General features: G+C 67.5%; 19 protein-coding genes and 1 pseudogene. 17 read left to right on the forward strand and 3 right to left on the reverse strand.

Annotation, left to right across the window (positions count from 1 at the left end):
- Positions 1-20: 20 nt before the first annotated feature.
- From A5648_RS15085 to A5648_RS15120, 8 genes are all read left to right on the forward strand, one after another.
- Positions 21-3971, forward strand: coding sequence for a DNA-directed RNA polymerase subunit beta' (locus A5648_RS15085; RefSeq protein ID WP_065025323.1), 3951 nt, complete (start codon positions 21-23; stop codon positions 3969-3971).
- Positions 3972-4107: 136 nt separating this feature from the next.
- Positions 4108-4986 (forward strand): type IV toxin-antitoxin system AbiEi family antitoxin domain-containing protein, encoded by an 879-nt coding sequence (locus A5648_RS15090; protein ID WP_065025324.1) that lies wholly within the window; start codon positions 4108-4110, stop codon positions 4984-4986.
- Between the two features lie 128 nt (positions 4987-5114).
- Positions 5115-6605 carry a glutamate--cysteine ligase gene (locus tag A5648_RS15095; protein WP_065025325.1) on the forward strand — a complete coding sequence of 497 codons (1491 nt, stop codon included), beginning with the start codon at positions 5115-5117 and terminating at the stop codon, positions 6603-6605.
- A 67-nt stretch (positions 6606-6672) separates the two neighbouring features.
- The gene (locus A5648_RS15100) at positions 6673-7431 is read left to right on the forward strand and encodes a deoxyribonuclease IV (RefSeq protein WP_065025326.1); all 759 of its coding nucleotides are present in this window, start codon (positions 6673-6675) and stop codon (positions 7429-7431) included.
- Positions 7432-7771: 340 nt separating this feature from the next.
- A complete protein-coding gene (locus tag A5648_RS15105) occupies positions 7772-9412 on the forward strand; it encodes an acyl-CoA dehydrogenase family protein (protein WP_065025327.1) in 1641 nt (546 codons plus the stop codon).
- 41 nt (positions 9413-9453) lie between these two features.
- Positions 9454-10389, forward strand: coding sequence for a crotonase/enoyl-CoA hydratase family protein (locus A5648_RS15110; protein WP_065025328.1), 936 nt, complete (start codon positions 9454-9456; stop codon positions 10387-10389).
- A 7-nt stretch (positions 10390-10396) separates the two neighbouring features.
- On the forward strand, positions 10397-11134 hold the full coding sequence (locus A5648_RS15115; protein WP_234787439.1) for a PaaX family transcriptional regulator C-terminal domain-containing protein: 738 nt from the start codon (positions 10397-10399) through the stop codon (positions 11132-11134).
- Positions 11131-11895, forward strand: coding sequence for a crotonase/enoyl-CoA hydratase family protein (locus tag A5648_RS15120; RefSeq protein WP_065025330.1), 765 nt, complete (start codon positions 11131-11133; stop codon positions 11893-11895). The genes A5648_RS15115 and A5648_RS15120 overlap by 4 nt, the downstream gene beginning before the upstream one ends.
- Positions 11896-11915: 20 nt before the next feature.
- On the opposite strand, the gene A5648_RS15125 is transcribed toward A5648_RS15120, so the two are convergent.
- Together A5648_RS15125 and A5648_RS15130 are read right to left on the reverse strand one after the other, a co-directional pair.
- Positions 11916-12311 (reverse strand): DUF3060 domain-containing protein, encoded by a 396-nt coding sequence (locus tag A5648_RS15125; protein WP_065025331.1) that lies wholly within the window; start codon positions 12309-12311, stop codon positions 11916-11918.
- Positions 12308-12673, reverse strand: a complete 366-nt coding sequence (locus A5648_RS15130; protein WP_065025332.1) for a DUF3060 domain-containing protein — start codon at positions 12671-12673, stop codon at positions 12308-12310. The genes A5648_RS15125 and A5648_RS15130 overlap by 4 nt, the downstream gene beginning before the upstream one ends.
- A 142-nt stretch (positions 12674-12815) precedes the next feature.
- Here A5648_RS15130 and A5648_RS15135 point away from each other — a divergent pair, with 142 nt between their 5' ends.
- The 9 genes from A5648_RS15135 (at position 12816) to A5648_RS15175 (ending at position 22074) form a co-directional block, all read left to right on the forward strand.
- The gene (locus A5648_RS15135) at positions 12816-13445 is read left to right on the forward strand and encodes a TetR/AcrR family transcriptional regulator (RefSeq protein WP_065025333.1); all 630 of its coding nucleotides are present in this window, start codon (positions 12816-12818) and stop codon (positions 13443-13445) included.
- A gap of 253 nt (positions 13446-13698) precedes the next feature.
- On the forward strand, positions 13699-14073 hold the full coding sequence (gene rpsL / locus A5648_RS15140; protein WP_007767794.1) for a 30S ribosomal protein S12: 375 nt from the start codon (positions 13699-13701) through the stop codon (positions 14071-14073).
- On the forward strand, positions 14073-14543 hold the full coding sequence (gene rpsG / locus A5648_RS15145; RefSeq protein WP_024441009.1) for a 30S ribosomal protein S7: 471 nt from the start codon (positions 14073-14075) through the stop codon (positions 14541-14543). The genes rpsL and rpsG overlap by 1 nt, the downstream gene beginning before the upstream one ends.
- Before the next feature lie 72 nt (positions 14544-14615).
- Positions 14616-16718: an elongation factor G gene (gene fusA, locus A5648_RS15150; protein ID WP_065025334.1), complete on the forward strand. Its 2103-nt coding sequence runs from the start codon at positions 14616-14618 to the stop codon at positions 16716-16718.
- A gap of 90 nt (positions 16719-16808) precedes the next feature.
- On the forward strand, positions 16809-17999 hold the full coding sequence (tuf, locus tag A5648_RS15155; protein WP_065025335.1) for an elongation factor Tu: 1191 nt from the start codon (positions 16809-16811) through the stop codon (positions 17997-17999).
- A 123-nt stretch (positions 18000-18122) separates the two neighbouring features.
- Positions 18123-18953: a mycofactocin-coupled SDR family oxidoreductase gene (locus tag A5648_RS15160; RefSeq protein ID WP_234787440.1), complete on the forward strand. Its 831-nt coding sequence runs from the start codon at positions 18123-18125 to the stop codon at positions 18951-18953.
- Between the two features lie 33 nt (positions 18954-18986).
- Entirely contained in the window at positions 18987-20165 is a 1179-nt protein-coding gene (locus tag A5648_RS15165; RefSeq protein ID WP_428844345.1) for an NAD(P)/FAD-dependent oxidoreductase, read from the forward strand.
- Between the two features lie 93 nt (positions 20166-20258).
- A complete protein-coding gene (locus A5648_RS15170; RefSeq protein WP_065025343.1) occupies positions 20259-21311 on the forward strand; it encodes a phosphotransferase family protein in 1053 nt (350 codons plus the stop codon).
- 1 nt (position 21312) lies between these two features.
- On the forward strand, positions 21313-22074 hold the full coding sequence (locus A5648_RS15175) for an SDR family NAD(P)-dependent oxidoreductase (RefSeq protein ID WP_065025337.1): 762 nt from the start codon (positions 21313-21315) through the stop codon (positions 22072-22074).
- 345 nt (positions 22075-22419) lie between these two features.
- On the opposite strand, the pseudogene A5648_RS22850 reads toward A5648_RS15175, so the two are convergent.
- Positions 22420-22635, reverse strand: a pseudogene (locus A5648_RS22850) (IS110 family transposase); the annotation flags it as partial.

The raw sequence follows: 22635 nt of genomic DNA on the forward strand, positions 1-22635 counted from the left end.
GCAAGGGGAAAGGGAGTTACGTGCTCGACGTCAACTTCTTCGATGAGCTCCGCATCGGCCTGGCGACCGCGGAGGACATCCGGCAATGGTCCTACGGTGAGGTCAAGAAGCCGGAAACGATCAACTACCGCACGCTCAAGCCCGAGAAGGACGGCCTGTTCTGCGAGAAGATCTTCGGACCGACTCGCGACTGGGAGTGCTACTGCGGCAAGTACAAGCGCGTGCGCTTCAAGGGCATCATCTGTGAGCGCTGTGGCGTCGAGGTGACTCGCGCCAAGGTGCGTCGTGAGCGGATGGGCCACATCGAACTGGCCGCCCCGGTCACCCACATCTGGTACTTCAAGGGCGTGCCGTCCCGGTTGGGCTACCTGCTCGACCTGGCGCCCAAGGACCTCGAGAAGATCATCTACTTCGCGGCCTACGTCATCACCGCGGTCGACACCGAGATGCGCCACAACGAGCTGTCCACGCTGGAAGCCGAGATGGTCGTCGAGAAGAAGGGCGTCGAGGACCAGCGCGACGCGGACCTGGAGGCCCGCGCCCAGAAGCTGGAGGCCGACCTGGCCGAGCTGGAGGCCGAGGGTGCGAAAGCCGATGTGCGGCGCAAGGTTCGCGATGGCGGCGAGCGCGAGATGCGCCAGCTGCGCGACCGGGCCCAGCGTGAGCTGGACCGGCTCGACAACATCTGGGACACCTTCGTCAAGCTGGCTCCCAAGCAGCTGATCGTCGACGAGACCGTCTACCGCGAGCTGGTCGACCGCTACGGCGAGTACTTCACCGGTGCGATGGGTGCCGAGTCGATTCAGAAGCTGATCGAGACCTTCGACATCGACGCCGAGGCCGAGTCGCTGCGCGACACCATCAAGAACGGCAAGGGGCAGAAGAAGCTTCGCGCCCTGAAGCGTTTGAAGGTGGTGGCGGCCTTCCAGCAGTCGGGCAACTCCCCGATGGGCATGGTGCTCGACGCGGTGCCGGTGATCCCGCCGGAGCTGCGCCCGATGGTGCAGCTCGACGGTGGCCGGTTCGCCACGTCCGACCTCAACGACCTGTACCGCCGGGTCATCAACCGCAACAACCGGTTGAAGCGACTGATCGACCTCGGGGCGCCCGAGATCATCGTCAACAACGAGAAGCGGATGCTGCAGGAGTCCGTCGACGCGCTGTTCGACAACGGCCGTCGCGGCCGGCCGGTCACCGGCCCGGGCAACCGTCCGCTGAAGTCGCTTTCCGATCTGCTCAAGGGCAAGCAGGGCCGGTTCCGGCAGAACCTGCTCGGCAAGCGTGTCGACTACTCGGGCCGTTCGGTCATCGTGGTCGGTCCGCAGCTCAAGCTGCACCAGTGCGGTCTGCCCAAGCTGATGGCACTCGAGCTGTTCAAGCCGTTCGTGATGAAGCGACTGGTCGACCTGAACCACGCGCAGAACATCAAGAGCGCCAAGCGGATGGTGGAGCGGCAGCGCCCGCAGGTGTGGGACGTCCTCGAAGAGGTCATCGCCGAGCACCCGGTGCTGCTCAACCGGGCACCCACGCTGCACCGCCTGGGTATCCAGGCCTTCGAGCCGCAGCTGGTGGAGGGCAAGGCCATCCAGCTGCACCCGCTGGTGTGTGAGGCCTTCAACGCCGACTTCGACGGCGACCAGATGGCGGTGCACCTGCCGCTGAGCGCCGAGGCGCAGGCCGAGGCCCGCATCCTGATGCTGTCGAGCAACAACATCCTGTCGCCGGCCTCGGGTCGCCCGCTGGCCATGCCGCGTCTGGACATGGTGACCGGCCTGTACTACCTGACCACCGAGATCGAAGGTGACGCAGGCGAATACGTCCCGGCCGCCAAGGACCGCCCGGAGTCCGGCGTGTACTCCTCGCCGGCCGAGGCGATCATGGCCGTCGACCGCGGTGCGCTTTCCGTGCGGGCCAAGATCAAGGTGCGTCTGGACCAGCTGCGGCCGCCGGCCGAGGTCGAGACCGAGCTGTTCGGCGCCAACGGCTGGCGGCCGGGCGACGCCTGGATGGCCGAGACCACGCTGGGCCGGGTGATGTTCAACGAGCTGCTGCCCACCGGGTATCCGTTTGTGAACAAGCAGATGCACAAGAAGGTTCAGGCCGTCATCATCAACGACCTGGCCGAGCGCTACCCGATGATCGTGGTCGCCCAGACCGTGGACAAGCTCAAGGACGCCGGCTTCTACTGGGCCACCCGTTCGGGGGTCACGGTCTCGATGGCCGACGTGCTGGTGCCGCCGCGCAAGAAGGAGATCCTGGACTCCTACGAGGAGCGCGCCGACAAGGTCGAAAAGCAGTTCCAGCGTGGCGCTCTCAACCACGAGGAGCGCAACGAGGCGCTGGTGGAGATCTGGAAGGAAGCCACCGAGGAAGTGGGTCAGGCGCTGCGTGACCACTACCCGTCGGACAACCCGATCATCACCATCGTCGACTCCGGTGCCACGGGTAACTTCACCCAGACCCGGACGCTGGCCGGCATGAAGGGCCTGGTGACCAACCCCAAGGGTGAGTTCATCCCGCGGCCGATCAAGTCCTCCTTCCGTGAGGGCCTGACGGTGCTGGAGTACTTCATCAACACCCACGGTGCTCGAAAGGGCTTGGCGGACACCGCGTTGCGTACCGCCGACTCGGGTTACCTGACCCGTCGTCTGGTGGACGTGTCGCAGGACGTGATCGTGCGCGAGCACGACTGCGGCACCGAGCGCGGCATCATGGTGGAGCTGGCTGAGTTGACCGCCGACGGATCGTTGATCCGCAACGCGTTCATCGAAACCTCCGCCTACGCCCGCACGTTGGCCGTCGATGCGGCCGATGCGAAGGGCAAGGTCGTCATCGAGCGCGGCCACGACCTCGGCGACCCGTCGATCGAGGCCCTGCTGGCTGCCGGCATCACCAGCGTGAAGGTGCGTTCGGTGCTGACCTGTGCCACCGGCACCGGCGTGTGTGCGACCTGCTACGGCCGGTCGATGGCCACCGGCAAGCTGGTCGACATCGGCGAGGCCGTCGGCATCGTCGCGGCCCAGTCCATCGGTGAGCCCGGTACCCAGCTGACCATGCGTACCTTCCACCAGGGTGGTGTCGGTGAGGACATCACCGGCGGTCTGCCGCGGGTGCAGGAGCTGTTCGAGGCGCGGATCCCGCGCGGCAAGGCGCCGATCGCCGACGTCGCCGGACGGGTGCAGCTCGAAGAGGGCGAGAAGTTCTACAAGATCACCATCGTGCCGGACGACGGTGGCGAGGAAGTGGTCTACGACAAGCTGCCCAAGCGTCAGCGGCTGCGGGTGTTCAAGCACGAGGACGGCTCGGAGCGGTTGCTGTCCGACGGCGACCACGTCGAGGTCGGCCAGCAGCTCATGGAGGGTTCGGCCGACCCGCACGAGGTGCTGCGTGTGCAGGGCCCGCGTGAGGTGCAGATCCACCTGGTCAACGAGGTCCAGCAGGTCTACCGGGCCCAGGGTGTGTCGATCCACGACAAGCACATCGAGGTGATCGTCCGGCAGATGCTGCGCCGGGTCACGATCATCGACTCGGGCGCCACGGAGTTCCTGCCCGGTTCGCTGACCGAGCGGGCCGAGTTCGAGACCGCGAACCGGCGGGTGGTGGCCGAGGGGCTGGAGCCCGCGGCTGGCCGTCCGGTGCTGATGGGTATCACCAAGGCGTCGCTGGCCACCGACTCGTGGCTGAGCGCGGCGTCGTTCCAGGAGACCACCCGCGTGCTGACCGATGCGGCGATCAACTGCCGCAGCGACAAGCTGCAGGGTCTGAAGGAGAACGTGATCATCGGCAAGCTGATCCCGGCGGGTACCGGGATCAACCGGTACCGCAACATCGCGGTGCAGCCGACCGAGGAGGCCCGGGCCGCGGCGTACACGATCCCGTCCTACGAGGATCAGTACTACAGCCCGGACTTCGGTGCGGCCACCGGTGCCGCGGTGCCGCTGGACGACTACGGCTACAGCGACTACCGGTAGCGTTTTTCTGCGCGAGCAGACGCGAAAGCCCCCATTTTGAGGCCGAAATGGGGGCTTTCGCGTCTGCTGGGCGGGGGTGACCGGTTATACACAGGGGTGACTTTCCCGTCGGCCACGACTCCGCCACCCTCGGGCGATGTCGATCGACGAGATCTTCGCCGCCAACGGCGGTGTGGCCACCACCGGGCAACTCCTTGACGTGATCAGCCGCAAAGCCCTGGCCTGTCATGTGCGGGCGGGCCGGGTGGTGCGGTTGCGTCGCGGTGTCTATGCCGCTGCCCAGCCCGACGTGTTCGGTCGGCTCGCCGCGCTGGACCTTGCCACCGGCACCCGAATCGTCGCCTGCTTAGGCACCGCAGCAGCCCTGTACGGCTTCGACACCGACGCGGACCCCCGGTTGCACGTCCTGGACCCCGGCATCCGCCTGCGCCCCACACCCGACGTGATGGTGCATCAGCGCCTTGGCGCCCCGCTGCGGACGGTAGGGGGACGACTCGCCACCGCGCCGGCGTGGACGGCGATCGAGGTGGCGCGAACATTGTGGAGGCCCCGCGCGCTGGCGACCCTCGACACCGCAGTGCGCATCGGGGCGTGTACGCCGCCGGAGTTGCGCCAGGTCCTCTCGGAGCAGAAAGGGCGTCGGCAGATCATCAAAGTCCGCGAATTGGCTACCTACATCGATGGGCGTGCCGAGTCGGAAATGGAGAGTGAGGCCCGCCTGGTGTTCATCGACGCCGGCATGCCCATGCCTGAGTTGCAATACGAGATCGTCGACCGCTGGGGTGACCGCTGGCGTGTCGATTTCGCCTGGCCGGAGGCGCGTTTGGCGGCAGAGTACGACAGCATCGACTGGCACATGGGCCCCAAAGCGTTGTTGCATGACCGTTTGAAGATCGCCCGATTACAAGAGTGCGGCTGGCTCTCGGTTCCCATGACGGTCAACGATGTTCGCCGAGATCCGCTACGGCTGGTGGCGCGTATCAATGCTCACTTGAATCAGCGCCTGGCCGCGTGATCCCTTCCGGTGAGCAGACGCGAAAGCCCCCATTTGGACCCCGAAATGGGGGCTTTCGCGTCTGCTCGCGGGTGGGGGGCCGGGCACTCGGGTTGCGGGCACCGCGCCGAGCAGGTTGCATCGTTGGCATGGGGGACGAGGTCAAGCGCACCGACTACAGTCGCACCCAGCGTCAGCTCTACCGGCGCAAGATCCAACAGTGCCTCGATGTTTTCGAGACGATGCTGGCACAGTCCAGCTTCGACTGCGACGACCAGCCGTTGACCGGCATGGAGATCGAGGCCAACCTGGTCGGCGGTGACTACCGGCCCGTGATGGCCAATTCCGACGTGCTCGCCGCGATCGACGATCCGGCTTACCAGCGTGAGTTGGGCGCCTTCAACATCGAATTCAACGTCCCGCCGCGACCGCTGCCGGGGCGCCTCGGGCTGGAGCTGGAGGCCGAGGTGCGCGCCAGCCTCAATGCCGCGGAGGTCAAGGCCCACGCCGACGGCGCACGCATCGTGATGATCGGCATTCTGCCCACGCTGATGCCCGAGCACCTGACCGGTGACTGGATGAGCGAGTCGGCCAGGTATGCGGCGCTCAACGATTCGATCTTCGCTGCGCGCGGAGAAGACCTCGCCATCGACATCGACGGCCCGGAGCCGCTGAGCCTGCAGGCGGCGACCATCGCACCGGAATCGGCGTGCACCAGCGTGCAACTGCACCTTCAGGTGTCGCCGGCTCAGTTCGCCGACCACTGGAACGCCGCGCAGGTACTGGCCGGCCCGCAGCTGGCCCTGGGCGCCAATTCGCCGTACTTCTTCGGCCACCGGCTGTGGGCGGAGACCCGGGTCGAGCTGTTCGCCCAGTCCACCGACACCCGCCCCGACGAGCTGAAGAACCAGGGCGTCCGGCCGCGGGTGTGGTTCGGTGAGCGGTGGATCACCTCGATCTTCGATCTGTTCGAGGAGAACGTGCGGTATTTCCCGTCGCTGCTGCCGGAGGTCTCCGAGGAGGATCCGGCCGCCGAGCTGGCGCAGGGCCGCACGCCGCAGCTGGCCGAGCTGCGCCTGCACAACGGCACGGTGTACCGGTGGAACCGGCCGGTCTATGACGTCGTCGACGGACGGCCGCACCTGCGCGTGGAGAACCGGGTGCTGCCGTCCGGACCGACCGTTGCCGACATGCTGGCCAACGCGGTCTTCTACTACGGCCTGTTGCGCAGGATGGCCCGTGACCGACGGCCGCTGTGGACCCAGATGCGTTTTGCCGTCGCCCACAGCAACTTCCGTGCTGCCGCCCGCCACGGCCTGGACGCCCGGCTGTACTGGCCCGAGCTGGGCGAGGTCAGCGTGCCAGAGCTGACCCGGCGCGAGCTGCTTCCGATGGCCCGGCAGGGCCTGGACGAGTGGGGGGTAGCCGCCGAAGTCTCCGACCGGTACCTGGGCATCATCGAGAGCCGGGTCGACTCCGGGCGCAACGGTGCCAGCTGGCAGGTGGCGACGGTGCGGGCGTTGCAGGCGCAGGGGATGAGCCGGCCGGACGCCCTGGCGGAGATGCTGCGGCGCTACTGCGCACACATGCACACCAACCAGCCGGTGCACACCTGGGACTGGCCCACACCTGGCAACTAGCCTGATTGTCCGGCTCCTCAGCCGGCTCGTCCCTCGCCCGCATCGTCGCCGAACTAAGCTCACCGGCGTGTTGATCGGTTCCCATGTGCGCCCTGCTGATCCGTTGGCCGCCGCGGAGGCGGACGGCGCCGACACGGTGCAGATCTTTCTCGGCAACCCGCAGAGCTGGAAGCCCCCCAAACCGCGGGCCGACGCCGAGCGCCTGCGACAGGCCGCGCTGCCGATCTATGTGCACGCGCCCTACCTGATCAACGTGGCCTCGCCGAACAACCGGGTGCGCATCCCCTCGCGCACCGTCCTGCAGCAGACCTGCGATGCCGCCGCCGACATCGGCGCGGCCGCGGTGATCGTGCACGGCGGAAACGTCAGCGCCGACGACGACGATCCGGAGGCCGGGTTCGTCCGCTGGCGCAAGGCGCTGGACCGGCTGGAGACGACGGTGCCGGTGTATCTGGAGAACACCGCCGGTGGCGAGTATGCGATGGCCCGGCGTTTCGACACCATCGCCAAGCTGTGGGACCACATCGGCGACACCGGGGTGGGGTTCTGCCTGGACACCTGCCACACCTGGGCTGCCGGAGAGAAGCTGGCCGACGCGGTGGAGCGGATCAAGGGCATCACCGGCCGCATCGACCTGGTGCACTGCAACGACTCGCGGGACGCCGCCGGCTCCGGCCGGGATCGGCACGCCAACTTCGGTACCGGCCAGATCGATCCCGAGCTGCTGGTCGCCGTGGTCAAGGCCGCCGGCGCCCCGGTCATCTGCGAGACCGCAGACGAGGGCCGCAAGGCCGACATCGCGTTCCTGAAAGAGCGCCTCGGCTGACCCAAACCGGCTGACCACTGACGAAGACCGCACCTCCCCGATTCGGCCTCCAATAATCCGTTCTGTCTGTTTTCCCGTGAAGCAGATGACAAGCGGTTGGTGGTGTGCTATTAATTTCCTATGGCTCCGCGAGTAGGGCGGCTTGCAGGTCCATTGCGCCGGGAGGGTTTTCGATGACTGAACGGCTGCGGCGGAAATGAGCTGCCCCTAGCGCGGCGCCCATAGACGCGGCGGTCACGGCCTGGAACCTCCCGACCTCGGGCCGTGACCGCCGTTTTGTTCCGAACATAAGTGCAGTTACATGCGTTGTGCGTACGTCGGAAAACTGTAATACTGCGCTATGGCCGACACGCATATCGTCACCAACCAGGTCCCTCCGCTGGAGGGCTACAACCCCGGTTCATCGCCGGTTCTCCTCGAGGCGCTGATCCGCGAGGGGGGTCAGTGGGGCGTCGACGAGGTCACCGGCCTCGGCGCCATCTCCGGCTCACGGCAGACCCAGCGCTGGGGTGAGCTCGCCGATCGCAACCGGCCGGTCCTGCACACCCACGACGTCGTCGGCAACCGCATCGACGAAGTGGAATACGACCCCGCCTATCACGAGCTGATGCGCACCGCGATCGAGCACGGCCTGCACGCCGCGCCGTGGGCCGACCCGCGGCCGGGCGCCCACGTGGTGCGGGCCGCCCAGACCGGGGTGTGGACCGCCGAACCGGGCCACATGTGCCCGATCTCGATGACGTACGCGGTCGTCCCGGCCCTGCGCTACAACGACGAACTGTCGAAAACCTACGAGCCGCTGTTGACCAGCCGGGTCTATGACCCCGAGCTGAAAGTGCCGGCCGACAAGGCGGGCCTCACCGCGGGCATGTCGATGACCGAGAAGCAGGGCGGCTCCGATGTGCGCGCCGGCACCACCCAGGCGGTGCCCAACGCTGATGGCAGCTACACGCTGACCGGGCACAAGTGGTTCACCTCCGCGCCGATGTGCGACGTGTTCCTGGTGCTGGCCCAGGCGCCCGGTGGCCTGAGTTGCTTCTTTCTGCCGCGGGTGCTGCCGGATGGCACCCGCAACCGGATGCGGCTGCAGCGGCTCAAGGACAAACTCGGCAACCACGCCAACGCCTCCAGTGAGATCGAGTACGACGGCGCCACCGCGTGGCTGGTCGGCGACGAGGGCCGCGGCGTCTCGGTCATCATCGAGATGGTCAACCTCACCCGGCTGGACTGTGCGCTGGGCAGCGCCACCAGCATGCGGATGGGGCTGGCCCGCGCCATCTACCACGCGCAGCACCGAAAAGCCTTCGGCGCCTACCTGATCGACCAACCTCTGATGCGCAACGTGCTGGCCGACCTGGCGGTGGAGGCCGAAGCGGCCACCATGGTGACCATGCGGATGGCCGGCGCCACCGACAAGGCGGTCCAGGGTGACGACCGGGAGGGGCTGCTGCGCCGGATCGGGCTGGCGGCCACCAAGTACTGGGTGTGCAAGCGCGCCACCCCGCACGCCGCCGAGGCGATGGAATGCCTGGGAGGCAACGGCTACATCGAGGACACCTTGATGCCGCGCCTCTACCGGGAGGCGCCGCTGATGGGCATCTGGGAGGGTTCGGGCAACGTCAGCGCGCTGGATACGCTGCGGGCCTTGGCCACCCAGCCCGACTCGGTGGCGGTGCTCTTCGACGAGCTGGCCGACAGCGCCGGGCAAGACGTCCGGCTCGACGCCCACGTCGCTGCCCTCAAGGCGCAGCTGGGCGACCTCGCCGACGTGGACGCGGCGCAGTACCGGGCCCGCAAGATCGCCGAGGACATCTGCCTGGCACTACAGGGGGCGCTGCTGGTGCGGCACGGTCACCCGGCCGTCGCCGAGGCGTTTCTGGCCACCCGATTCGGCGGGCAATGGGGCGGGGCGTTCGGTACGCTTCCCGCGGGCCTGGACCTTGGGCCGATCCTCGAGCGCGCTGTCGTCAAAGGGTCGTAACGGGGTCTCCAAGGGTCGTAAACGGTCAGAAAAGGCGACATATGCGGCACCATATTGCCCCGGTCGAATTCGACAATCTGCGCACGATGACCTACGAGGTCACCGATCGCATCGCCCGGATCACCTTCAACCGCCCGGAAAAGGGCAACGCGATCACCGCCGACACCCCACTGGAGTTGTCGGCCCTGGTGGAGCGCGCCGACCTGGACCCGAATGTGCACGTGATCCTCGTGTCCGGCCGCGGCGAGGGATTCTGCGCGGGCTTCGATCTGGGTGCCTACGCCGAGGGGTCGTCGTCGCCGGGCGGCGAGAACTACCGCGGCAGCGTGCTCGACGGCAAGGTCCAGGCGACAAATCATCGCCCGGACCAGCCCTGGGACCCGATGGTCGACTACCAGATGATGAGCCGGTTCGTCCGGGGCTTCGCCTCGCTGATGCATGCCGACAAGCCGACCGTGGTCAAGATCCACGGTTACTGCGTGGCCGGTGGTACCGACATCGCATTGCATGCCGACCAGGTGATCGCGGCCTCCGACGCCAAGATCGGCTATCCGCCGATGCGGGTATGGGGAGTGCCGGCGGCCGGGCTGTGGGCACACCGGCTCGGCGACCAGCGCGCCAAACGCCTTCTGCTGACTGGGGATTGCATCACCGGCGCGCAAGCCGCCGAATGGGGTCTGGCGATCGAGGCCCCCGATCCGGCCGATCTCGACGAGCGCACCGAACGCCTGGTGGCCCGCATCGCCGCCATGCCGGTCAACCAGCTGATCATGGCCAAGCTGGCGCTCAATACTGCGCTGCTGCAACAGGGGGTGGCCACCAGCCGGATGGTCAGCACCGTCTTCGACGGGGTGGCGCGGCACACCCCGGAGGGGCACGCGTTCGTCGCCGATGCGGGCGCGCACGGCTTCCGCGAGGCGGTGCGGCACCGCGACGAGCCGTTCGGCGACTACGGCCGACAGGCATCCGGGGTGTAAGCGTCAGATGGCTGAGACCCCAGTTCGCATGACGGCCCGCTCGGTGGTGCTGTCGGTGCTGCTGGGCGCTCACCCCGCTTCGGCCACCTCAGCTGAACTACTCAGGCTCACTGCAGGTTTCGGCATCAAAGAAACCGCGATGCGAGTGGCGCTGACCCGGCTGGTCGCCGCCGGGGAGCTGGTGCGCTCCACTGAGGGTTACGGGCTCTCCGACCGTCTGCTGCAACGTCAGCGTCGGCAGGACGAGGCGCTGAATCCGCGCACCCGGCACTGGGGCGGCGACTGGCTCGCGGTGGTGATCACCAGCATCGGCTGCGACGCGCGAACCCGGGCCGCCTTGCGCTCCGGGCTCACCGAGCGGCGGTTCGCCGAACTGCGCGAAGGGATTTGGATGCGGCCGGACAACATCGACGCCGAGCTGGGCGCTGATCTGGCCTCCCATACCCGGCTGCTCACCGCGCGCGACGAACGGCCCGCCGAACTGGCCGGCAAGCTGTGGGATCTGGCCGGGTGGGCGGACACCGGCAACGAGCTGCTCACCGCGATGGCTCAGGCTCCCGACGTGCCCGACCGCTTCACCGTCGCCGCGGCCATGGTCCGCCATCTGCGCCGCGACCCGGTGCTGCCGGCCGAACTGCTGCCGCCGGACTGGCCGGGCGATCGGATCCGCAGTCGCTATCGGGAATTCGTCGACGAAGTGGCGGCGCGGCGCGATGCGGACCAAGCGATGGAGGTGCCGTCATGACGGACTCGGTGCGGGTGGAGCGCAGCGGTGCGGTGACGACGGTGATCCTGAACCGGCCGCAGGCCCGCAACGCCGTGGACGGGCCGACCGCGGCCGCGCTGTATCAGGCCTTCGCCGACTTCGACCGCGACGACACCGCCTCGGTGGCGGTGCTGTGGGGGGATCACGGAACCTTCTGTGCGGGAGCCGATCTCAAGGCCCTGGGCACCGAGAAAGCCAACCAGACCCACCGCACCGGGCCGGGGCCGATGGGCCCGACCCGAATGACGCTGTCCAAGCCGGTGATCGCCGCGGTGAGCGGCTATGCGGTGGCCGGCGGCCTGGAGTTGGCGCTGTGGTGTGATCTGCGCGTCGCCGAGGCCGATGCCGTGTTCGGGGTGTTCTGCCGGCGCTGGGGGGTGCCGCTTATCGACGGCGGCACAGTGCGGTTGCCCCGGCTGATCGGCCACAGCCGCGCCATGGACATGATCCTCACCGGCCGCGCCGTGGACGCCAATGAGGCGCACGCGATCGGGTTGGCCAACCGAGTGGTGCCCAACGGGCAGGCCCGCGCCGCGGCCGAGCAATTGGCCGGCGAACTCGCCGAACTGCCGCAGGGCTGCCTGCGCTCGGATCGGCTGTCGGCGCTGCGACAGTGGGGGATGACCGAAGCCCACGCGATGGATCAGGAATTCGCCAGCCTGTCGCGGGTGGCCGAGGAGGCGCTGCACGGGGCGGGCCGGTTCGCCGGCGGTGCCGGCCGGCACGGCGCCAAAGCCTGACCGGCGGCCGGCGCCAAAGCCTAGCGCTTATCGGCGATGGTGTTGCCCGACCCGCGATCGTCGACCGTCGGCTCGCCGCTGCGGTAGGTGATGGAGTTGTTGAGCCCGGTGACCGTCAGCGACTTCTCCACCCGCTCTACGGTGATCCGGTTGTCGGCACCCGCGACGTTCACCGCTTCGCAGCGGCCCCGGACCGTCAGCCGGTTGTTGGATCCGGCCACGGTCAGCGACTTGCCGTCGGCGCAGTCCACCGCCGACGTCGTCCCGAACGATTGGTAGTTGATCGTCTCGTCAAAGCTCTTGGAGACCCGGGCAGATTCAGGCGACTCCGAGCCGCAACCGGCCACGCCGGCGCAGATCGCCACCAGCAGAGCACCGAGAAACGAGCAGTGGCTTCGGCGGTGATCGGGGGTCACGCCGGTACGCGGGCGAGCCGGTTGGTCATCCCCAGCTCACGTCCGCGGTCGAACAGGAAAGGGTCGCCATTCTTGTAGTAGACAGTCTGGTCGTAGCCGTAGACGGTGACGTCGTTGATGATGTTCTCGGCGATGACGGTGTTCTGCGAGCCCTGCATGGTCACCGCCCAGCAGTCCCCGAAGGCATGCACGGTGATGTTGACCCCGTTGATGAACAGGGTGCCGCCCTGGCAGTCCAGCGTGCGCGTCTCATGCACTCCGTAGATGTGGATGTCGCCGGGCACGGCCTGTGCGTCCGGGGCGCCGGCTAGCGGAGCGGCCGCAAAGGTCAGCAGCGCAGCTCCCAGCGCGCTCCATTTCATCTCCCGTGCCCCTCTCGCCGGACGCGATTTCGGCAAAGCTTACGTCGCGCCGGCTCGGCCGTACGCGGGTTCCCCTACATATCGGTGGATTAGAGTTCTTTGCTGATCTGTCCGGCACGCACTGCTACGAAGGGCAACCGCCATGTCAGCTCGACCAGACCTGCCGTCGGCGGGCGGTCGCTCGCGTGCCAACGGCAAATCGGGGGCGCGCCCGGTCAAGCTGAGCCGGGAGGTCATCGTCAACGCCGCGCTGAACTTCCTGGACCGCGAGGGCTGGGACGCGCTGACCATCAATGCGCTGGCCACCCAGCTGGGCACCAAGGGCCCGTCGCTGTACAACCACGTGCACAGCCTGGGTGACCTGCGCCGCGCGATGCGGATGCGGGTCATCGACGACATTCTCGAGATGCTGACCCAGGTCGGCCAGGGCCGTGCCCGCGACGACGCGGTGCTGGTGATGGCCGGGGCCTATCGTAGCTACGCCCACCACCACCCGGGCCGCTATTCGGCGTTCACCCGGATGCCGCTGGGCGGGGAGGACCCGGAGTACACCGCCGCAGCCACCCGCGCGGCCGCCCCGGTGATCGAGGTGCTGTCGTCCTACGGGCTCGACGGTGATCGGGCGTTTCACGCGGCGCTGGAGTTCTGGGCGGCGATGCACGGATTCGTGCTGTTGGAGATGACCGGAGTGATGGATGACGTCGACACCGACGCCATCTTCTCGGACATGGTGCGCCGGCTGGCGTCGGCGATGGAGAGCCGAACCGGGTAGCGGCCGCGCGGCCCGAAAGGGCTGGGGCGACGCGCTTTGACCTGCCGGAGTCCAGGCGGGTATTGTGGTAGCTCGTGCCTGGCCACCGAGGCGCGTTTGGTGACATAACGCGCGCGCCTGGCCCAATTCGCATGTCCATTATGCAGCGGAGGAATCCGCAGCGGCCCATGCGACACGCCCGACCGCGGGGTAGCGGAAGGGCACAGACCGCAGGATTTACAGAGTTTCGAACAGCGATACAGGAAGCCGGTAGATGCCAACCATTCAGCAGCTGGTCCGCAAGGGCCGCCGCGACAAGGTCGCCAAGGTCAAGACCGCGGCCCTCAAGGGCAGCCCGCAGCGTCGTGGCGTGTGCACCCGCGTGTACACCACCACCCCGAAGAAGCCGAACTCGGCGCTTCGCAAGGTGGCCCGCGTCAAGCTGACCAGCCAGGTGGAGGTGACCGCCTACATCCCGGGTGAGGGTCACAACCTGCAGGAGCACTCGATGGTGCTGGTGCGTGGTGGTCGGGTGAAGGACCTGCCGGGTGTGCGCTACAAGATCATCCGCGGCTCGCTGGACACCCAGGGGGTCAAGAACCGCAAGCAGGCCCGCAGCCGCTACGGCGCCAAGAAGGAGAAGAGCTGATGCCGCGCAAGGGTCCCGCTCCCAAGCGTCCGCTGGTCAACGACCCGGTTTACGGGTCGCAGCTGGTCACCCAGCTGGTCAACAAGGTGCTGTTGGACGGCAAGAAGTCGCTGGCTGAGCGCATCGTCTACGGCGCCTTGGAGCAGGCCCGGGACAAGACCGGCACCGACCCGGTCGTGACGCTCAAGCGCGCGATGGACAACGTCAAGCCGGCCCTCGAGGTGCGCAGCCGCCGCGTCGGTGGCGCCACCTACCAGGTTCCGGTCGAGGTGCGTGCCGAGCGCTCCACCACGCTGGCGCTGCGCTGGCTGGTGAGCTTCTCGCGGGCGCGCCGGGAGAAGACCATGATCGAGCGCCTGGCCAACGAGATCCTGGATGCCAGCAATGGCCTGGGTGCCGCCGTCAAGCGGCGGGAAGACACCCACAAGATGGCCGAGGCGAACCGGGCGTTCGCGCACTACCGCTGGTGATCCAGCCGGCCTAACCCGCCGGCCCCAGCGCGACAAAGCAATTGACGTAATCGAAAGAGTGGGAAGACTGCTGTGGCACAGGACGTGCTCACCGACCTGAACAAGGTCCGCAACATCGGCATCATGGCGCACATCGATGCCGGTAAGACGACGACGACCGAGCGGATCCTGTACTACACCGGTGTCAACTACAAGATCGGTGAGACGCACGACGGCGCCTCGACCACTGACTGGATGGAGCAGGAGCAGGAGCGCGGCATCACCATCACCTCGGCCGCGGTGACCTGTTTCTGGAACAACAACCAGATCAACATCATCGACACCCCGGGCCACGTCGACTTCACCGTCGAGGTGGAGCGGTCCTTGCGTGTTCTCGATGGCGCCGTCGCGGTGTTCGACGGCAAGGAGGGCGTCGAGCCGCAGTCCGAGCAGGTGTGGCGGCAGGCCGACAAGTACGACGTGCCGCGGATCTGCTTCGTCAACAAGATGGACAAGCTGGGCGCGGACTTCTACTTCACCGTGCGCACCATCGAGGAACGCCTCGGCGCCCGCCCGCTGGTCATCCAGCTGCCGATCGGCGCGGAGAACGACTTCGAGGGCATCGTCGACCTGGTCGAGATGAAGGCCAAGGTCTGGCGCGGCGAGACCAAACTCGGCGAGACCTACGAAACCGTCGACATCCCCGCCGATCTGGCCGACAAGGCCGAGGAGTACCGGACCGCGCTGCTGGAGGCCGTCGCCGAGACCGATGAGGCGCTGCTGGAGAAGTACCTCGGCGGCGAGGAGCTCTCGGTCGAGGAGATCAAGAGCGGCATCCGCAAGCTGACGGTCTCCTCGGAGCTGTACCCGGTGCTGTGCGGCAGCGCGTTCAAGAACAAGGGTGTTCAGCCGATGCTGGACGCGGTGATCGACTACCTGCCGTCGCCGCTGGACGTCGAGTCCGTGCAGGGCCACGTGCCCGGCAAGGAAGACGAGGTCATCAGCCGCAAGCCCAGCATCGACGAGCCGTTCTCGGCGCTGGCGTTCAAGATCGCGGTGCACCCGTTCTTCGGCAAGCTGACCTACGTGCGCGTGTACTCGGGCAAGGTGGAGTCCGGCACCCAGGTGATCAACTCGACCAAGGGCAAGAAGGAGCGGCTGGGCAAGCTGTTCCAGATGCACTCCAACAAGGAGAACCCGGTCGACTCGGCCTCCGCCGGCCACATCTACGCGATGATCGGCCTCAAGGACACCACCACCGGTGACACCCTGTGCGACCCGGCCAACCAGATCGTGCTGGAGTCGATGACCTTCCCGGCGCCGGTCATCGAGGTGGCCATCGAGCCCAAGACCAAGAGCGACCAGGAGAAGCTGAGCCTGGCGATCCAGAAGCTGGCCGAAGAGGACCCGACCTTCAAGGTCCACCTCGACCAGGAGACCGGCCAGACCGTGATCGGTGGGATGGGCGAGCTGCACCTGGACATCCTGGTGGACCGGATGCGTCGCGAGTTCAAGGTCGAGGCCAACGTCGGCAAGCCGCAGGTGGCCTACAAGGAGACCATCCGCCGCAAGGTGGAGAAGGTCGAGTACACCCACAAGAAGCAGACGGGTGGCTCGGGCCAGTTCGCGAAGGTGCTCATCGACATCGAGCCGTTCACCGGCGAAGACGGGGCGACCTACGAGTTCGAGAACAAGGTCACCGGTGGCCGCGTTCCCCGCGAGTACATCCCCGCGGTGGACGCCGGCGCCCAGGACGCCATGCAGTACGGCGTGCTGGCCGGCTACCCGCTGGTCAACCTCAAGGTCACCTTGACCGACGGTCAGTACCACGATGTCGACTCCTCCGAGATGGCCTTCAAGGTGGCCGGCTCGCAGGCGCTGAAGAAGGCTGCCGCAGCGGCGCAGCCGGTGATCCTGGAACCGATCATGGCCGTCGAGGTCACCACGCCCGAGGACTACATGGGCGATGTGATCGGCGACCTGAACTCCCGCCGTGGTCAGATCCAGGCCATGGAGGAGCGCAGCGGTGCGCGTGTCGTCAAGGCGCAGGTTCCGCTGTCGGAGATGTTCGGCTACGTCGGCGACCTCCGGTCGAAGACCCAGGGCCGGGCGAACTACTCCATGGTGTTCGACTCCTACGCCGAAGTGCCGGCGCAGGTGTCGAAGGAGATTATCGCCAAGGCGACGGGCGAATAGGCACCACCCGCCCGTGCCGCTACGGTGGCACAAACTAGAAAAGATCAATCCTGCTGTAACCCAGCACCAACAAGTCCAGGAGGACAAGAAGTGGCGAAGGCGAAGTTCGAGCGGACGAAGCCGCACGTCAACATCGGGACCATCGGTCACGTTGACCACGGCAAGACCACGCTGACCGCGGCTATCACCAAGGTTCTGCACGACAAGTACCCGGACCTGAACGAGTCGCGTGCGTTCGACCAGATCGACAACGCTCCCGAGGAGCGTCAGCGCGGTATCACGATCAACATCTCCCACGTGGAGTACCAGACTGAGAAGCGGCACTACGCCCACGTCGACGCGCCGGGCCACGCCGACTACATCAAGAACATGATCACCGGTGCCGCCCAGATGGACGGCGCGATCCTGGTGGTCGCGGCCACCGACGGTCCGATGCCGCAGACCCGCGAGCACGTGCTGCTGGCCCGTCAGGTCGGCGTGCCCTACATCCTGGTGGCGCTGAACAAGTCCGACATGGTCGACGACGAGGAACTCCTCGAGCTCGTCGAGATGGAGGTCCGCGAGCTGCTGGCCGCCCAGGAGTTCGACGAGGAGGCCCCGGTGGTCCGGGTGTCGGCTCTGAAGGCGCTCGAGGGCGACGAGAAGTGGGTCAAGTCCGTTCAGGACCTGATGGAGGCCGTCGACGAGTCCATCCCGGACCCCGTCCGCGACACCGACAAGCCGTTCCTGATGCCGGTTGAGGACGTCTTCACCATCACCGGTCGTGGCACCGTGGTCACCGGTCGTGTCGAGCGTGGCGTGATCAACGTGAACGAGGAAGTCGAGATCGTCGGCATCCGTCCGGACACCACCAAGACCACCGTCACCGGTGTGGAGATGTTCCGCAAGCTGCTGGACCAGGGCCAGGCCGGTGACAACGTCGGTCTGCTGATCCGCGGTATCAAGCGCGAGGACGTCGAGCGTGGCCAGGTTGTGGTCAAGCCCGGCACCACCACCCCGCACACCGAGTTCGAGGGCCAAGCCTACATCCTGTCCAAGGACGAGGGCGGTCGCCACACGCCGTTCTTCACCAACTACCGTCCGCAGTTCTACTTCCGCACCACCGACGTGACCGGTGTGGTGAGCCTGCCGGAGGGCACCGAGATGGTGATGCCCGGTGACAACACCGAGATGAGCGTGAAGCTGATCCAGCCCGTCGCCATGGACGAGGGTCTGCGGTTCGCCATCCGTGAGGGTGGTCGTACCGTCGGCGCCGGCCGGGTCACCAAGATCATCAAGTAGTTCCTCTGCGCGAGCAGTCGCGAAAGCCCCCTTTCCCGGTGCGGAAAGGGGGCTTTTGCGTCTTGTGGGCAGAAGTGGCGGGGACCTAGAACAGGTTCCAGTTTCAGCTGCTAGCCTCGTCGCGTGAGCCAGAACGAGAAGCACGATCTGCAAGGCAAGGTGGCGCTGGTCACCGGCGCGGCGCGCGGCCAGGGCCGGGCGCACGCGATCCGGCTGGCGGCCGCGGGCGCCGACATCATCGCCTGCGACATCTGCGCACCGGCGTCGGAGGCGATCACCTATCCGGCGGCCACGCCCGACGATCTCGCCGAGATGGTCGCCGGGGTCGAGGCGCACGGCCGCAAGGTGCTGGCCCGTTCCGTGGACGTGCGCGACGACGCCGCGCTGCGCGCCCTGGTCTCCGACGGGGTGGAGCAGTTCGGCCGGCTCGACGTCGTGGTGGCCAACGCCGGAGTGCTGAGCTGGGGCCGGCTGTGGGAGCTCACCGACGAGCAGTGGAACACCGTCATCGACGTCAACCTGACCGGCACGTGGCGCACCATCCGGGCGGCGGTGCCGGCGATGATCGAGGCCGGCAACGGCGGCTCGATCGTGATCGTCAGTTCCTCGGCCGGGTTGAAGGCCACCCCCGGCAACGGCCACTACGCGGCGTCCAAGTACGGCCTGGTAGCCCTGACCAACACCCTGGCGCTGGAGGTCGGCGAGCACGGTATCCGGGTGAACTCGATCCACCCCTACTCGGTCGACACCCCGATGATCGAGCCGCAGGTGATGGCCAAGATCTTCGGCGAACACCCCGACTTTTTGCACGCCTTCCCGCCGATGCCGTTGCGCCCCAACGGTTTCATGACGTCCGAAGACGTCGCCGAGGTGGTCGTCTGGCTCGCCGGCGCGGGCTCCGGTGTCCTTACAGGTGTGCAGATCCCGGTCGACAAGGGCGCTTTGAAATACTGAGCGCTCTGCTGGGATCACACTAGGGGGATCGACGTGCCCGAACACGGGATCGTCATCGTCGGCGGCGGTCTGGCGGCTGTGCGCACCGCCGAGGAACTGCGGCGCGAGGAGTATGCCGGGCCGATCACCATTGTCTCCGACGAGACCCGCCCGCCGTACGACCGGCCGCCGCTGACCAAAGATGTGCTGCGCGGTGAACGCGACGACAGCACCCTGGAACCGCCGGAGTTCTACGCCTCACGCGACATCGACCTGCGGCTGGGCTGCGGCGCCCGCGGAGTCGACACCGCAGCGCAGACCGTGACGCTGGCCGACGGCACCGTCCTGGGCTATGACCAGCTCGTGATCGCCACCGGACTGGTGCCGCGGCGCATTCCGAGCCTCGGCGACGTCAACGGCATCCGGGTGGTCCGTTCGTTCGAAGACAGTCTGGTGCTGCGCGGCGATGCGGCCGCCGCCCGCCGCGCGGTGGTGATCGGCGCCGGTTTCATCGGCTGCGAAGCGGCGGCCAGCCTGCGCAAGCTCGGGGTGGATGTCGTGCTGGTCGAGCCGCAACCCGCCCCGCTGGCCGGCGTGCTCGGTGAGCAGATTGGCGAACTGGTGGCGCGGCTGCACCGGGCCAACGGTGTCGACGTCCGCAGCGGCGTCGGGGTCGCCGAGGTCCGCGGCGCCGGCCACGTCGAGACCGTCGTGCTGGCCGACGGTGCCGAGCTGGCCGCCGACCTGGTAGTGCTCGGCGTGGGCTCCCGGCCGGCCACCGAGTGGCTGGAGGGCTGCGGCGTCGAGCTCGGCAACGGAGTGCTGTGCGACCTGACCGGGCGCACCAGCGCACCCAACGTGTGGGCCGTCGGCGACGTGGCGTTCTGGCGTGGCCGCGGCGGCCACGAGATCCGGGTGGAGCACTGGAGCAACGTCGTCACCCAGGTGCGGGTCATGGTCCCGACGATGCTGGGCCGGGAATCCCTGCACGACGTGGCGGTGCCACCTTACTTCTGGAGCGACCAATACGACGTCAAGATCCAGTGCCTGGGCGAGCCGCAGGCCACCGACACCGTGCACCTGGTCGAAGACGACGGCCACAAGTTCCTGGCCTACTACGAGCGCGACGGCGTGCTGGTCGGTGTCGTCGGCGCCGGCCGGCCCGGCAAGGTGATGGGGGCGCGCGGCAAGATCGCCAGCGGCGCCCCGATCTCCGAGGTCCTCAACCCCTAGCTCGGGTCACCGTTAAGCCCCCGCGCATGCGGTAGCCCTTCCATTTTCGGCGGAGAACGGTATTCTCCGTACGGAGATTGAAAGGTGCGGTTCATGGACGGTGCGCAGGATTCCCGGCTCGACAGCGGCGCGCTGGGGCGCTGGCTCGACACCAACGGCGCACCGGGAGCGCCCGGCGACGGCGAACTGCCGGTGCTGGAACCGCTGACCGGCGGGTCACAGAACACCCTCTACCGGCTGCGCCGCGGCGAGGCCACCATGGTGCTGCGGATGCCGGGCGCGCGGGCGGATGCCGCCCGGATCGACGGGCTGCGCCGCGAGATCCGGCTGGTGCGGGCGCTGTCGGGAACCGATGTCCCGCACGCGGAGCTGATCGCCGCCGACGACAACGGCGGCCTGATCGGCATGCCGTTCTACGTGATGGCCGAGGTGGACGGCTGGAACTCCACCGGCAACGCCTGGCCGGCCCCCTTCGACACCGACCTGACCGCCCGTCGCGGCCTGGCCTTCGAGTTGGTCGAGGGCGCCGCCCGCCTCGGCCGGGTGGACTGGCGCGCCCGCGGGCTCGACGGGTTCGGGCGCCCGGACGGATTCCATGAGCGGCAGGTCGACCGCTGGCTGGCGTTCTTGGACAGCTACCGGGTGCGCGAGCTGCCCGGGCTGGATGACGCGTCGGACTGGCTGCGGCGCAACCGTCCCGAGCACTACACCCCGGGCATCATGCACGGCGACTACCAGTTCGCCAACGTGATGTACGCCCACGGTGCTCCGGCGAAACTGGTCGCGATCATCGACTGGGAGATGACCACCATCGGCGATCCACTGCTCGACCTGGCCTGGGCGTTGCTCGGCTATGACGGCGAAAACCCGCGCACCCACGGCTATTACGCCGACCTCGCAGGCATGCCGACCCGCACCGAGCTACTGGAGCGCTACGAGCAGGTCAGTGGACTGTCCACCGAGAACATCGACTACTACCTGGTGCTGGCCAACTGGAAACTCGGGATCGTGCTGGAGAAGACCTACGCGGCATCGGTGACCAGTAACAAGGTCGACCCGGCGATCGCGGCGGCGATGGGCCCGATGATCCCGCAGCTGATCGCCCACGCCGCCGAACTGGCCCGCTCTCTGCCGTCGGTTCGCTGACATGGGGTACGCGGACGGGCTGTTCGACCTGACCGACCGGGTGGTGCTCGTCACCGGCGGCAGCCGGGGATTGGGCCGGGAGATGGCCATGGCCGCCGCCCGCTGCGGCGCCGACGTGGTGATCGCCAGCCGCAAACTCGACGCCTGCCAGGCCACCGCCGCGCAGATCGAGGCCGAAACCGGCCGCAGCGCACTGCCGTACGCGGTGCACGTCGGACGCTGGGATCAGCTCGACGGTTTGGTCGACGCGGCGTACGAGCGGTTCGGCCGGGTCGACGTGCTGGTCAACAATGCGGGTATGTCCCCGGTATACGACAAACAGACCGACGTCACCGAGAAGATGTTCGACGCGGTGGTCAACCTCAACCTCAAAGGACCGTTTCGGCTCTCGGCGCTCATCGGCGAACGGATGGTGGCCGCGGGCCGGGGCTCGATCATCAACGTTTCCACCCATGGCTCGCTGCGCCCGCACCCGTCGTTCATCCCCTACGCGGCGTCCAAGGCCGGCCTCAACGTGATGACCGAGGCGCTGGCCCAAGCCTACGGCCCTACGGTACGGGTCAACACCTTGATGCCCGGGCCGTTTCTCACCGATATCGCCAAGGCATGGAACCTCGGCGACGCCGCGAACCCGTTCGCGCACTTCGCCTTACAGCGCGCCGGAGAGCCACGGGAGATCGTCGGCGCCGCACTCTTTTTGATGTCGGACGCCTCCAGCTACACCACCGGTTCGATCGTGCGGGCCGACGGCGGCATTCCCTAGGCGATCGCAAGCGCGGCGGAGCCGGGTGCAGCGGGTCGCCGCTGATATGGGGGACATCTTGTCAAGTGGGCAGGGGGAAGCGGCGGCCGCAACCGTCGCTGCGGCCGCCGCTTTGTTGACCAAATGGGTCAGGTTGTGGGTGTCGAGCGTGTCGTATCGACGCGTGTCAGTCTGATATACGCGGGTTGGCTACCGCAGGACGGGACTTTCGAGTCGGAGCGGACCGCTTGTCTAAAGTCGAGCATGATCCGTTGCGGTGCAACGTTATCGCTCATAGCGGCGACGCGGGTCACTCCAAGACGCTTGCCGACACCCGGTTGACTCATCTGGACATTTGTGGGGCGCTCAGTCGTCGAGGACGGCCAGCGACCAACACCATCCGGCCAGCTCACGTGCGATCGCAGCGTTGGCGACCACCGAACGTTTCTTGCGCTCATCAAAGCGCACCCAGCGTTCATGCAGGCGCCGGTTACCGGCCTGACCACGTGCCCGAGCTGCTGGTGATGCGGCATCCCAGCGTCGCCGCATCACAGCACCGGGCCGATACGGGGCTCGGTGATG

It is taken from the genome of Mycolicibacter sinensis (assembly GCF_001673565.1).
Lineage (GTDB): Bacteria > Actinomycetota > Actinomycetes > Mycobacteriales > Mycobacteriaceae > Mycobacterium > Mycobacterium sinense_C.

Coding starts and splice junctions, on each gene's coding strand:
- A5648_RS15110 (WP_065025328.1), top strand. CDS start 9,454: ATGCGGCACCATATTGCCCCGGTCGAATTCGACAATCTGCGCACGATG.
- A5648_RS15135 (WP_065025333.1), top strand. CDS start 12,816: ATGTCAGCTCGACCAGACCTGCCGTCGGCGGGCGGTCGCTCGCGTGCC.
- A5648_RS15105 (WP_065025327.1), top strand. CDS start 7,772: ATGGCCGACACGCATATCGTCACCAACCAGGTCCCTCCGCTGGAGGGC.
- rpsL (WP_007767794.1), top strand. CDS start 13,699: ATGCCAACCATTCAGCAGCTGGTCCGCAAGGGCCGCCGCGACAAGGTC.
- A5648_RS15170 (WP_065025343.1), top strand. CDS start 20,259: ATGGACGGTGCGCAGGATTCCCGGCTCGACAGCGGCGCGCTGGGGCGC.
- rpsG (WP_024441009.1), top strand. CDS start 14,073: ATGCCGCGCAAGGGTCCCGCTCCCAAGCGTCCGCTGGTCAACGACCCG.
- A5648_RS15130 (WP_065025332.1), bottom strand. CDS start 12,673: ATGAAATGGAGCGCGCTGGGAGCTGCGCTGCTGACCTTTGCGGCCGCT.
- A5648_RS15090 (WP_065025324.1), top strand. CDS start 4,108: ATGTCGATCGACGAGATCTTCGCCGCCAACGGCGGTGTGGCCACCACC.
- A5648_RS15175 (WP_065025337.1), top strand. CDS start 21,313: ATGGGGTACGCGGACGGGCTGTTCGACCTGACCGACCGGGTGGTGCTC.
- A5648_RS15095 (WP_065025325.1), top strand. CDS start 5,115: ATGGGGGACGAGGTCAAGCGCACCGACTACAGTCGCACCCAGCGTCAG.
- A5648_RS15115 (WP_234787439.1), top strand. CDS start 10,397: ATGGCTGAGACCCCAGTTCGCATGACGGCCCGCTCGGTGGTGCTGTCG.
- A5648_RS15120 (WP_065025330.1), top strand. CDS start 11,131: ATGACGGACTCGGTGCGGGTGGAGCGCAGCGGTGCGGTGACGACGGTG.